General features: G+C 60.7%; 14 protein-coding genes. 11 read left to right on the forward strand and 3 right to left on the reverse strand.

Annotated elements, in window-relative coordinates:
- From VL547_RS13240 to VL547_RS13260, 5 genes are all read left to right on the forward strand, one after another.
- On the forward strand, positions 1 to 198 hold a 198-nt coding region (locus VL547_RS13240; protein WP_325578499.1), incomplete at its 5' end, for a substrate-binding domain-containing protein.
- 154 nt (positions 199 to 352) lie between these two features.
- Complete coding sequence (locus VL547_RS13245; protein ID WP_325578501.1) at positions 353 to 1006, forward strand: response regulator transcription factor; 654 nt, start codon at positions 353 to 355, stop codon at positions 1004 to 1006.
- Positions 1007 to 1107: 101 nt separating this feature from the next.
- Positions 1108 to 1809, forward strand: a complete 702-nt coding sequence (locus tag VL547_RS13250) for a hypothetical protein (protein WP_325578503.1) — start codon at positions 1108 to 1110, stop codon at positions 1807 to 1809.
- Positions 1778 to 2416: a response regulator transcription factor gene (locus tag VL547_RS13255; RefSeq protein ID WP_325578505.1), complete on the forward strand. Its 639-nt coding sequence runs from the start codon at positions 1778 to 1780 to the stop codon at positions 2414 to 2416. Before VL547_RS13250 ends, VL547_RS13255 begins: the two co-directional genes overlap by 32 nt.
- 28 nt (positions 2417 to 2444) lie before the next feature.
- Positions 2445 to 2711 carry a hypothetical protein gene (locus VL547_RS13260; RefSeq protein WP_325578507.1) on the forward strand — a complete coding sequence of 89 codons (267 nt, stop codon included), beginning with the start codon at positions 2445 to 2447 and terminating at the stop codon, positions 2709 to 2711.
- Here VL547_RS13260 and VL547_RS13265 read toward each other — a convergent pair.
- Positions 2708 to 4003: a clostripain-related cysteine peptidase gene (locus VL547_RS13265; protein WP_325578509.1), complete on the reverse strand. Its 1296-nt coding sequence runs from the start codon at positions 4001 to 4003 to the stop codon at positions 2708 to 2710. The two genes, VL547_RS13260 and VL547_RS13265, sit on opposite strands and share 4 nt — an antisense overlap.
- A gap of 3 nt (positions 4004 to 4006) precedes the next feature.
- Here VL547_RS13265 and VL547_RS13270 point away from each other — a divergent pair, with 3 nt between their 5' ends.
- From VL547_RS13270 to VL547_RS13295, 6 genes are all read left to right on the forward strand, one after another.
- Positions 4007 to 7012 carry a sensor histidine kinase gene (locus tag VL547_RS13270; protein WP_325578511.1) on the forward strand — a complete coding sequence of 1002 codons (3006 nt, stop codon included), beginning with the start codon at positions 4007 to 4009 and terminating at the stop codon, positions 7010 to 7012.
- A 63-nt stretch (positions 7013 to 7075) separates the two neighbouring features.
- Positions 7076 to 7936 carry a hypothetical protein gene (locus tag VL547_RS13275; RefSeq protein ID WP_325578513.1) on the forward strand — a complete coding sequence of 287 codons (861 nt, stop codon included), beginning with the start codon at positions 7076 to 7078 and terminating at the stop codon, positions 7934 to 7936.
- 12 nt (positions 7937 to 7948) lie between these two features.
- Positions 7949 to 8605, forward strand: coding sequence for a hypothetical protein (locus VL547_RS13280; protein WP_325578515.1), 657 nt, complete (start codon positions 7949 to 7951; stop codon positions 8603 to 8605).
- Positions 8566 to 9339, forward strand: coding sequence for a sensor histidine kinase (locus tag VL547_RS13285; protein ID WP_325578517.1), 774 nt, complete (start codon positions 8566 to 8568; stop codon positions 9337 to 9339). The genes VL547_RS13280 and VL547_RS13285 overlap by 40 nt, the downstream gene beginning before the upstream one ends.
- A 3-nt stretch (positions 9340 to 9342) precedes the next feature.
- Positions 9343 to 9975 (forward strand): response regulator transcription factor, encoded by a 633-nt coding sequence (locus tag VL547_RS13290; RefSeq protein WP_325578519.1) that lies wholly within the window; start codon positions 9343 to 9345, stop codon positions 9973 to 9975.
- 10 nt (positions 9976 to 9985) lie between these two features.
- Positions 9986 to 10903 carry a C1 family peptidase gene (locus tag VL547_RS13295; RefSeq protein WP_325578521.1) on the forward strand — a complete coding sequence of 306 codons (918 nt, stop codon included), beginning with the start codon at positions 9986 to 9988 and terminating at the stop codon, positions 10901 to 10903.
- On the opposite strand, the gene VL547_RS13300 is transcribed toward VL547_RS13295, so the two are convergent.
- Together VL547_RS13300 and VL547_RS13305 are read right to left on the reverse strand one after the other, a co-directional pair.
- Entirely contained in the window at positions 10900 to 11916 is a 1017-nt protein-coding gene (locus tag VL547_RS13300) for a Gfo/Idh/MocA family oxidoreductase (protein ID WP_325578523.1), read from the reverse strand. The two genes, VL547_RS13295 and VL547_RS13300, sit on opposite strands and share 4 nt — an antisense overlap.
- A gap of 17 nt (positions 11917 to 11933) precedes the next feature.
- On the reverse strand, positions 11934 to 12552 hold a 619-nt coding region (locus VL547_RS13305), incomplete at its 5' end, for a hypothetical protein (protein ID WP_325578526.1).

A 12552-nucleotide genomic window follows, 5' to 3' on the forward strand; every position in this document is an offset into this window, starting at 1 on the left:
GCGGTCCTTTGCTATGCGGACCACCTGCTCCTTCGGTTACACGAGCCCGCGATAACGGTCATCCGGCCCCCGCTCGAGGAGATGGCGCTACATGCCATACAGCTGTTGATCCGGCAATTGTCCGACCCGGGGCACGTTCCGGGCGCGGCCTACCGGTATGCGCTCCGCAGCCGGCTGATAGTACGGGAATCCGTATAAATATCCCGGGATTTTTCCCGCTATTTGGTTGCCAGCCTAAGTTTGAGTGTTCCAGCAAGGAAGACAAAAACCAGTATTTATACGGATACCGGCGTATGTTATTTTACCTAACTTATGGCTGCTTACTCTTTGCAAACATGTTAACCACAAACTGATGACCCCTCAGCCGAAAATTGCCATCGCGCTGGTAGACGGTCACGTGCGGCTCAGGAAGGGACTGGCGGAGTATATCCGCGGTTTCGACGAGTTCGATGTACTGCTCGAGGCTACTGATGGTCAGGATTTCATCCGGCAACTGCGGCCGGATCATCACCTGGACATGGCGTTCATGGACACCAGCACGCCCAGGACGTCGGGACAGGATACCGCCCGCTGGCTTGCCGTCCACTACCCCAATGTCAAGTTGTTCGCGCTCTCCGTGTCGGGCAAGGCCCAGCAGATCGTGCGGATCAACCCCAACGGCATCCGCCGCTACGCCTACCGCGAGCCCGACCCGCTCGCCTTTCGCTTTGCGCTCGACGACCTGATGCAAAAAGGCTTTCACTATTCCGACATGCTCTCCGGCCGCGAGCTCCCCGGAAGCCCCGTCGCCGACCAGGCCGCGGGCGGCCAGGCGTTGAGCGACCGGGAGGTCACCTTCCTGAGGCTGGCGTGCTCGGAGCTCACCTATAAGGAGATCGCCGACCGGATGTACCTCAGCGCCCGGACCATCGACGGGTATAGGGACGCGCTCTTCGACAAGCTCAACGTACGGACACGGGTAGGGTTGGTGTTGTATGCCATCAGGACGGGCATCGCGATAGCGTAAGACCCCCATTTCCGTTGCCCGAAATCCCCCCGGGAAAAATACCCTCCTTCATCTCGATATCCTCCCCTAGATTTGGCAGACCAAACCCATCCTATCATCCTATGCTTCACCAGCTGATCGCCGTGGTAGCGCCCAAGACCATCGATAACCGGACCCTGACCCAGGCGGTGGCGGCGATCCAGAAGCAGGTGGACAGGGACGTCTTCCCGCTCTGGCAGGTGCGGACGTCGATCAGCGTGTTCACCGATCCGAAGGACGTACCGGTCGGCTACTGGCCGGTGACCCTCGTGGAGCAAACGACCGGCGACCTGGGTTTCCACCAGGACGAGCACGGCCAGCCGTCGTCGATCGTTGAATTGCGGGGCGACTGGACGGTGACCCTGAGCCACGAGTGTATCGAGATGCTGGTCGACCCTTATGGCAACCGGATGGTGCCGGGAGATTCGCCGGTGACCGCCCAGGGTAGGGTCAATTTCCTGGTCGAGGTCTGCGACCCGTGCCAGGGATGCAGCTATACGGTCAACGGTATTAAGGTGTCCGACTTCTATACGCCCAATTATTTCGACCCGGTCCGGGTCCAGGGTACGCGGTACAGTTATACGGGTTCGATCCAGGCTCCCCGGGAAGTGCTCAAGGGGGGCTACCTGAGCTGGATGACGCCCGCCACGGGCGACTGGTGGCAGCGGGTCAACCAGACGGGGGTGACGGAGGACAAGGCGGTGACGTCGCGGAAGGGGAAAGGAATGAGCAACAGGCAATTTATAGATACATATGTCCAAGATCACCATAGGCGTAACCGATGACCACCAGCTGTTCCTGAAGTCGCTGGTGATGCTGATCGAGACCTTTTCGTCGTTCGAGGTCGTCCTGGAGGCGCTCAACGGCAAGGAGCTGCTCGACAAGCTGGCGGAGATGCCCGAGCGTCCCGACATCCTGCTGGTCGACGTGGACATGCCCGTCATGGACGGGATCAGGGCGACGGCAAAGATCACCAGGACGTACCCGGGCTCCCGCCTCGTCGCGCTCTCGATGAAGGACGACGACACCACCGTGATCCAGATGATCAAGGCGGGTTGTTGCGCCTACCTGCTCAAGGATACGCACCCCGACGAGCTCGAGAAGGCGCTGATCGAGGTATACGACCAGGGCTACTACAACAGCGATTTGTTCAACCTTAAATACCGCCGCCTGGCCCTCGACAAAAGCGAGCCGGACGGCCTTACCGAGCAGGAGAAGCGTTTTGTGACGCTGGCCTGCAGCGACCTCACGTACAAGCAGGTGGCTTCCGAGATGCAGCTGTCGGAGCGGACCATCGACGGCTACCGCGAGTCGGTTTTCCGGAAGCTGAATGTGCAAAGCCGCACCGGCATGGCGCTGGAGGCCGTGCGCCGCCACATCGTCCGGCTGTAGAGAGTCATTAACCACAAAATAAAAACGTATGTCAGCCAAAAACGCGCTCCCGAGCCACGGCTCGACCCTGAAAAGCATGCTTGCCGATGAGTTCATGGAGATCACCAACGCCTCGATCGATTCGGTCAAGCACGACCCGAAGACCGGCGAGTACCACTACACCATCAACGTAACGGCCAAGGGTAAGAAACCCGACACCGGCGCGGTCATGGCCGATGGCGGTGGCACCACCACCACCGGTGGCGACGGCGGCACCGGCGGGAAGAAGCCCGACACCGGCGGCGCCCAGGCCTAGCCTTTGTCCGGGGCGTCCAGGAACACGAAGTGGATAAACGCATCCCACACGCTTTTCCGGCTGAACCTGGAGCGATACAGGGAGTCCCGGTCGTAATAGAGCTTGTAAAAGCTCCGGTTGAACCCCAGGTCGTCCAGGCTGGACGGGAAGTAGAGCGAGAACCCGGACGCCCCGAATTGTCCTTCACCGATCTGGTCTCCGACAAAACTGTCGATCACCGTTTTCCGGAGCGTTTTGTTGAAGGAGTTGAGCGCGCGTTGGTATTCCCTGTGTTGCGGCAGGAGCATCCTGCCGGCCTGGTTGAACCACCGGTGGGCGTCGACCAGCTGGAACTGCCCGGGGTCGGTCGCCGCGGCGAGGTCGCTGCACGTGGCCCGGCAGGCGAGTATGTCCTTCTTCCGGTTCTTCAGGGTGAGGAGTATACGCGTCATATCCTCGATCAGGACATCGAGCGCGGGATACCGGCTCAGGTCATTGGCGAAAAGACCCGTTTGCGCCCGTATGTTCTTATACGGGTTGTGGACGTCGAACGACTTGACCGCCGCGGCGCAGATCGCCTTGACGCCCTCCGGCCCCGTGCCCTTGCCCAACGCGCCGAGCAGTACATCCGTGTCATAGGTCCAGAAATACATCGTACCCTCGAACGCCACCAGGTAGCGCGCCGCGTCGTGCAGGGTGTACCCGGTATCGAAGAGCTGCATAAAGCAATTCCGCAGGAGCAGTACATCGGCTTTGCCAAAACTCCCGCGGATAGCCCTCGCCAGCCCCTCCATCCCGAGACAGTGGGGTTTGGCGATGTGCGGCGTGTTGCGGAGCCCTTTCAGGACGCGCTGGAGGGTAAAGACCTGGTGCAATTCACCGTGGACCTTGAGGCGCTTGTCCGTCTTGTTGAAGATGCCGAAGGCCGACCCGTGGTCCCAGGTGGATAGCAGCAGGCGCTTGTACGGGTAGTTGTCGCGGATAAACCGGAACATCCCCAGCATATGCTTGGGGTTGCAGAAGTCGGCGGCCTTGAGCGGGAGCTCTTTGACCAGCGTAAAGCGGTGGTCCCGGAGCTCCAGGATGAGCGACACCAGGTCGCCGTTCACCCGCCGGATGCGGAGCTGGCCGTCGAGGTGTTTTTCGAGGGTGGGGGGCAGGGCGTATACGCTGACACATACCAGCTGGGTGACGTTCGGATTCCCGGGATAGTCGATCAGCTGGTCGAGGAGTTTCTTCAGGAAATGGTTATCTTGGTCCGGTTCCGTTTGCTGGGCCACCAATACGGACAGCCAGGGAGTGGTTGAATTCATACGATGGCACTTAGATGTTGGTGCATATTAGGGCTTATTTGGGCGCTGTCCCTGGAACCGTCGGGCCTCAGGGCCCAGGAAGGGCTGCCCTTGCACTTCGTGAAGTGCGCACAGGATCAGGGGTTGAGCAGCTACAATGTAAAAAAAATCATTCAGGATACCTACGGTTTTATGTGGGTCGCCACCCAGGACGGCCTCGACCGCTTCGACGGCCGCCGCTTCGTCGTCTATAACTCCACCGCCGACGCGCGCCACCGGATCGTCAACAACGACATCTGGGACATGGTCGAGGACACCGCCCGCGAGATCCTTTGGGTGGAGTCCTACTCCGGCATCAACGCGATCGACCTCCGCACCGGCGAGGTCACCCATTCCACCCCCGCCCTCGTGGGCCGGTTCGCTTTCCCCAGCGACTGGCTCAAACGCCTGCGTTTTGCCGGCGGCCATCTTTGGATCGGCACCTACGACGGCGTGACGATGTACGACACCGTGTCCGGCGTCTGCACCCTGCCCGAACCGATCCCCTTCCCCCGCCACAAGGAGGACTCCGCCTATAACGTGAATACCATGTATGCCGACGAGTTCGGTCACCTCTGGGTCTTCCTGGCCAACTACGGACTTACGATCTACGACGGCGCCTCCGGCCATGTGCTCCAGTCCTACACCTTCCGCCAGCTGGGCCTCCCCGACAACACCGAGCCCGCCTTTTTCCGCACCATGGCCTTTGTCTCCTCCGGAGACGCCCTCCTGGCCACCAACCGCGGGCTCTACGACGTCCACTACGGACGGACCTGGGTCGATCTCAAACCCCGCGTCCTCCCCGGTCTCCCCGCCGGCGCCCGCGTCGCCGCCGCCGCGATCGACCCCGACGGCCGGGTCTGGCTCGCCGCCCAGCACGGTCTCTACTGCTGGGACCGCCAGCTCATCCCCGTCGACGACCTCGACCCTTCCGGGGAAAACAACTGGCTGACCAACATCTACTCGATCTCCTTCGACCGCGAAGGCGACATCTGGCTCAGCGCCGAAAAAGGCGTCGCCTGGGCGCGTAACCGCCGCACTCCCTTCGTCCCCTACGTCCGGTCGCCGATGGCCAGGACCTGTCTCGACCACGTCTTCTACGTTTTCCCCGAAACCGACACCAGTCTCCTGGCCTGCGCCACCGACGGCCTGAGCCGCGTCCACACCGTCTCCGGCGCGGTCGAGCCCCTCGTCGAAGGCGACGTCTTTTACTTTGCCGGCCGCCTCCCCGACGGCCGCTGTCTCATCGCCGACCAGCAACGGACATTCATATTCGAGTCCGGCCGTCTACAGCCCATCGGCCAGGTCTACCCCGAGCTGGCCGAGCTCGACGGCCGCTCCGTCAACAGCCTCGTCACCAGCGGCGATTCCCTCGTCGTCATGGGCACGGAGTCCTTCCACGGCGTCTTCTGCTGGAACCCGCGCACCCACGCCCTCGACCACATCCACGAGGGCCGCGGCCCCAACGCCTTCGCCAGCGGCATCGTCAACACCATCTATAAGGATAGCCGCGGCCGTATGTGGGTCCTCGCCGATGACAGCTTTGGCATCCTCGACCTCCGCACCAAACGCGTGGAGAACTACCACATGACCGACGGCATCACCCGCCAGCCCTATAACTTCTACTTCGACGCCGCCGAAGCCGGCGGCCTGACCTGGCTCGCGATCTACGGCCACGGCCTCTACGGCGTCGACAGCGCCATGCGCATCCATAAGTTCATCGGCATACCCCAGGGCCTCACCAGCCCCGGCGTCTACCGCATCGTCCCCTCCGGCGACACCGCCCTCCTGGTCACCACCAACAACGGCCTCTGCCGCGTCGACTTGCGTACCTGGTGGGTCTCCAGCTACTTCCGTAAGGACGGCCTCGCGTCAAACAGCTTCGAAGAAAACTGCGGCTACTACGACGGCCGCTACCTCTACTCCGGCGGCGAAGGCGGCCTCACCCGCATCGAGCCTTCCCAGCTCGAAGTCAACGACCGCCCCCCGGTCCTCTATCCCACCGCCGCCCAGCTCACCACCGGTCTCTCCAACCGCGACACCGCGAACTTGTTACTGGACTATATCGAGATCCGCCCTGACGTCGTCCAGACCAACCTCTCGTTTTCCGTCCTCGACTTCGCCAACCCCCAACGCACTCAGCTGGCCTACGCCATCGACGGCGTCTCCAACGGCTGGGTCAACCTCGGCGCCCAACAGTTCATCAACCTCGTCGGTCTCCGCCCCGGCGCCTACACCCTCCACGTCCGCGCCGCCAACGAGGATGGCGTCCTCACACCGCACCCCCTCACGCTTCAGCTGGTCTACCTCCCGCGCTGGTACCAGACCCAGTGGTTCCTCTACGCCTGTATATTGCTCGGCATCCTGTTCTTCGTCGCCATCTACCGCTACCGCGTCGTCCAGCTCCAGCAGCAGTCCCGCATCCGCCGCGAGATCGCCAGCGACCTCCACGACGACTTCGGCAGCACCCTCAACGGCCTGAAATACTACGTCCACCTGTCCCGCCGAGACCCCCGCCACCTCGACAACGTCGACACCTCCGTCGGCGAAGCCATCAAGGGCCTCCGCGACATGATCTGGGTCCTCGACGACAAGTTCGACACCCTCGGCGGCCTCGTCGAGCACATCCGCAAAAACGCCCTCCCCCTCCTCAGCGCCACCGGCATCACGCTCGACTGCGCCGTCGCCCCCGGCGCCGCCGACATCCACCTCTCCAAATCCGAAAAGCGCAACCTCCTGATGATCGCCCGCGAATCCATCACCAACATCCTCAAATACGCCGACTGCACCCACATCCGCATCGAAGCCGCCGGCGCCCCCCACCGCATCCTCTTCCGCATCCGCGACAACGGCCGCGGCTTCAACCCCACCGCCTCCACCGAAGGCCACGGCCTCAAGAACATCCGCACCCGCGCCGCCCAGATGCGCTACCAGGTCTCCATCACCTCCCGCCCCGGCGACGGAACCGAGATCAAGGTCTGGGGGAAATAGAATCGGGTGTTTTCACCCTTGCCCATGCGGCGTGGGAAATGGACTTTTACAAAAAACCTCTGTATGTCTGATGCCGTCCACATGCCCAAAGCCTATGACCATGCCATCATGGGCAGCTTTTTAGAGAAAAAGCACTTCGCATACACCCAGCTCACCGGTATGCCGCAACCGACCTATTGGTTCATGACCGTGGCCAACTTCCAGACGGTCATGGACGCCCTGGCCGGTTTACCCAACTTCGGCGGCTACCGCGCCTACTTCGGTTATGCGGACCCCAAGTCCGCCATCCCGGCCAATCTGGCCACCTTTGGCGGCTCATTGCTGCTCATTTTTACCGCGACCGACGCCGCCGGGAACGACCTTTACCTAAAAGACGACGCCACGCCGCTCTTTGTCGTGACCCCCCCGGTCATGCACGGAGCGGGCGCCGTGACGGGCGGAAAGGTGGTTCAGATGCAACACGACGACGCACTTCCTTTAATAATGGGCTATGTGAATACGATCCTCCCGCTGTCCCGGCAGGTAGTGACGTCCATACTGACCAAATATGGTTATGCCGTTCCGCCCAAGATACTGGAGACCACCTCCTTCAGGCTCACCAAAGACTGGAAGGACACGGTCTACCAGGATGTCAACAACCCCGCGTATGGCATAAAAGGGGTTACGTTCTTCCTGGGCGCCTATTCCGATGACTGTGGGGAAGACATGAAATTGTTCAACCTCACCACCGTAGTGCTCCAGTACGCCGATTCGTTCGACTACGACGGTACGACCTACTACTACCATTTCGATATCGAAAACGTGGACAATCCCGGCCCTCCTGCGCAAACCAATCCCGGTGGTTTCCTGGTGGGAGGAGACAACACTATCAATCCGTGCCCGCCCAACACCTGTTCCGGTACCTCATTTCCGCCCAATAACTAAAAAGCACCCATCGTGCTCTTCCGTATTTACCTGGCCTTGTTGCTCATCTGTTTTTTGTCCAGCTTATGGTCCTACCGGCGCGGTAACCCCTGGCGATGGAGGCTCTTTTCGGCTTTGATGGGGATCACCCTTGTGGTGGAGACGTGTTGTACCCTGTTGATCCACCCGCTACACATCCGGAACACGATGCCGGCGTATAACTTTTTTTCGCTCGTGGAGACGGAGTGTTATGCGGCCTATTTCTATGGGCTGCTGTCCCGGGGCTGGCCCCGGAAGGTGTCGATGACGTTTTTGTGGCTGTACCCGCTGGCATGGGGATATACCACGTTTGGGGTTTTTGGCTTGAACAATTGGAACAGCTATGGGCTCACCATGGAGTCGGTCTTTTGTTTGCTGATGTCCGGGCGGTACCTTTACGAGGTGTTTACGGCCGAAGAGCTGACCACCCTGGAGGACAACACCGACTTCTGGATCGCCGCGGGGATGCTCCTGTATTTCGCGTGCCAGTTCCCGCTGATGGGGATGCTGAACTTCCTCAACCTGCACCTCCAGGAGCTGGCAAAGAAATATATGAACATCTACGCAGTCTTGAATATCTTGTTGTACACGATTTATACGTACGCATTCCTATGCAGGATAATTACCAGGAAGTGGCGACGGTCGTCATAATCAGCGGCCTTCTCTTCTTCGCGCTTACCGGAATCCTCGTCTTCATCCTGCTCTTCTACCAGAAGCGCCGGTTCCAGCACGCCCGTAAGCTCGTTGAAATGGAGCGTACCTATACCGAGGCCCAGCTGGAAATCCAGGAGCAAACCTCACGAAGCATCAGCCAGGAGATCCACGACAATATCGGCCAGGTGCTCAGCTTTGTCAAGCTCAACCTGAACACCCTCGACCTGCACGGCGGCGAAAAGGACGAGGAAAAGCTCCAGCAATCCCGCACCCTGCTCACCCGCGCGATCCAGGACCTGCGCGACATCGCCCGTACACTCGATACCGATAGCATCAAAGAGGCCGGGATCGCCGGGGCCATCGGTCAGCAGCTGACACTGCTGACCAAAACGGGTGCCTATCGCACCACCCTCGAAGAGACCGGCGTCGCGTACCGGCTGGACCTCCAACGGGAGCTGGTCGCTTTCCGCGTTGTCCAGGAACTGCTCAACAACATCGTCAAGCACGCAGGCGCCACCGAGATCGATGTGCAGGTCCGTTACCGCCCGGATGAGCTGGCGGTCGAGGTTCGTGACAATGGCCAGGGCTTTTCACTGGCGCATGCACAGCCGGGGAAGGGCCTTGGCCTGAGGAACATGGTCAACCGGGTGACCCAGATCCGCGGGACGCTGTCGATCGCCCCCGTGTCCGCCACAGGCACCCTTGCCCTCATTATTTTGCCAAATCCTTAAGACATGGACCCCATAACTGTTGCCCTGGTAGACGATCACGTACTGATGCGGAACGGCCTCGCGGCCCTGGTCCGGGACTTCGGCCCCTATACCGTTTTATTTGAGGCGGACAACGGTCGCGACTGTATGGAGAAGATGACGGCCGGCCGCGTCCCCGACATCCTGCTGTTGGACATCCAGATGCCGCTGATGGATGGCTATGAGACCGCCGCATGGCTAAAGGAGCAATACCCGTCCGTAAAGATCCTCGCCCTGTCGATGTACGACAACGAAACCGCGATCATCCGCATGCTTCGCCAGGGCGTCCGCGGTTATGTCCTAAAGGACATCGAGCCCGCCGAGATGCGACAGGCGCTGTCGCAGCTGACCGAAAAAGGCTACTATCAGTCGGAGCTCGTCACCGGCCGCCTCCTCAACACCGCCGGCCAGCTCGACGGTCCGTTGGTGTCCGACCGCGAAGCGGAGTTCCTCCGCTGGTCCGCCACCGAGCTCACCTATAAGGAAATCGCCCAGGAAATGTGTCTGAGCCCCCGCACCATCGACGGCTACCGCGACGCGCTCTTCCAAAAGCTCCAGACCAAGAGCAGGGTAGGGCTCGTCATGTATGCGATCCGGAATGGTATTGTACGGTTGTAAATAATGTACGATGAAACGATCCCTCATGGGTATAGCGCTGCTCTTTTTTGCGTGTCACCATCGGTATGGAAAAGGCGCGCACGGCGGCAGTTATGTAGACGTAACCGGCTACTGGATGGCCAGCGCCGGGGCGGCGGACAGTCTCCGGAAGGATGAGCTGTCAGGCAGGAACCCGTTATTTGGCCTGACCAAGGCACAACAGGAGACGATCGTGCGCGAAGCCAACCTGCCCCGCTACGACGCCCGGGATTCCGGTTACCTGCCCGCGGTGCGGACACAAAATACGAGGTGCAACAGCTGCTGGGCCTATTCGGCCATAGGCATACTCGAGGTGTCTTACATCAGGCGGAACCACGTCGCCAGCCCCGCCGCCTTTCAATTGAGTACCCAACAGATCGCCGACTGCGGTAACTTCTATAGGGATTGTTACTATGGAGCGAGGACGAACGAGGCACTTACATACCTAAAGACCCAAAACATCAAGGTCGTGAATGCTTCCGCCGACCCCGACGTCGGGATGATACGATCGACCTGTTCCGTGACGGCGTCAATGCCCGCCGTCGTCCAGGTCACCGCCTGGGGCGCCGTTGACACCTTAAAAGGCATAGACAGTATCGCTTCCCCCCTGGCCATCAAAAGGGCCATCGTCCGTTTTGGCGCCGTGAGTTCCCTGGTATTGTCGTTTGGTAGTTTTGCAGACTTGAAATATACCGTCCAGGACAGCGGGAAGGTGTTCATTGACAGCCCCACCACGCCCCTCGCCATACAAGTCGACCACGCCGTGATGATCGTCGGCTGGGACGAATCCAAAAAGGCCTGGCTGGTCCGGAACAGCACGGGACCGGGCTGGGGCTATAACGGCTACGCCTGGATCGGTTACAACACCAACAACATCGGCACCGAATCGCTTTGGGTCCTATCGAACTAAAGCTTCACCCACCTCCCTTCCTTCGCCGCCTTGAACACCCCTTCGATCACTTCCATATTCGACACCGCATCCCCCAGCGGCGTCGGCGCCTCCTTGCCTTCGAGGATCGCCCGCGCAAACGCGTCGCCCTGTAGCGTATAGTGGTTGGCTTCCTCCAGCCATATCTCCTCCGTTGGCTCGCCCGTCCGCGTGAGCTGTATCCGCGTGCGTCCCCACGCCGGCGGGTTGGCCGGGATCTCGATCTCGATCCGCCCGATCGTGCCGTGGATGAACACCCGCTGGTACGGCGACGACTGCGTCGAGCAAGTAAACGTCACCTGCGCCCGCCCCCCGAAGTCCATCAGCCCCGACGTCAGCCGGTCGACCCCCAGCACCGGGTCGATCTCCACCACCCCCGTCACCCGCGTCGGCTCCGCGTCCAGGATAAACCGAGGCCACGAGATACAATAGCACCAGATATCCATCAGCCCGCCCCCGCCCATGTCCTCCTGGTTGCGGATATTATGGGGGTCGTCATTATAATAAGAAAAATGGGAATGGATCGCCCGCACTTCCCCCACCGCGCCCTCCAGCACCAGCGCCCTCGCCCGGAGCCACTGCGGGTGGAACCTATACATAAAGGCCTCCATCACCCTCAAATCCGGATACTGCGCCGCCGCCGTCATCAACGCCTTCGCCTCGCTCAAGTCGAGCGCGACCGGTTTTTCGCACAACACATGCTTCCCGGCCTGCAACGCCTTCAACGTCCACGGCACATGCAAATGATTCGGCAGCGGATTATACACCGCATCCACCTCCGGGTCCGCCAGCAGCTCCTCATAAGACCCATAGGCCTTGGGTATCCCCAGCTCTTCCGCCACCGTCTCCGCCCTTTCCAGGTTACGGCTGGCGATGGCCGTTACGGTCGTCAGGTTGCCTTTTTGCATGGCCGGGATGACCTGCCTGACCCCAATCTTGGCGGTGCTCAAAATGCCCCAGCGGATCGGGGCGGATAGGACGACGGGTGTGCTCATAGGACCGCAAAATAGGACTACTTCGCCTTCTTTTGCCGGTTATCGTTCAATATGTTGAAAAACGGCAGGTCCACCGCCAGGAAGATGTTCCAGCGCCAGCTGGGGTTGGCGGTCACCGTACCGCCATCCCCGGTCACCTTCGACAGGCCCGGCCCGTACTGACCGCCAAAGCCCAGCGACAACGGCAGGTTGGCGAAGAAGCCGTACACGACATATGCGCCGGGCGAGAAGATCTGTCCCAACTGGATGGAGTAGGTTTTCGAGGTAGCCGGCACGGTCGTACCGCCGCTGGAAACGACCGAGTCGGTCTTGAGCTTGTAGTCCACGATGGCGCCGATGTCAAAGACCTCCGCGAACAGGCTGAGCGAGCCGCGCTTTCTCCAGCTGCCGAATCCGGGCGTCCAGGAGATGCCGATGGGCGCGGTCACGCCAAAGCGATCGCTCCAGGCATGCTGTATCGCGCTGTTGGCATTGGCGGTATTCCAATATGCGCCCAGGTAGCTTTGGATGGAGATATTGTTGTGGGTGTTCTTCTTTATGGCCGAGCTGCCCACGGGTAGGATGGCGTTCTCCAGCGCTGCCTCCACCCCGGCGGCATCCCTGGCTTCGGCGACGTTGGCGATGACGATGGCGTAA

The organism is Dinghuibacter sp. (genome assembly GCF_035492835.1).
In the GTDB taxonomy this organism is placed as follows: Bacteria; Bacteroidota; Bacteroidia; order Chitinophagales; family Chitinophagaceae; genus Dinghuibacter.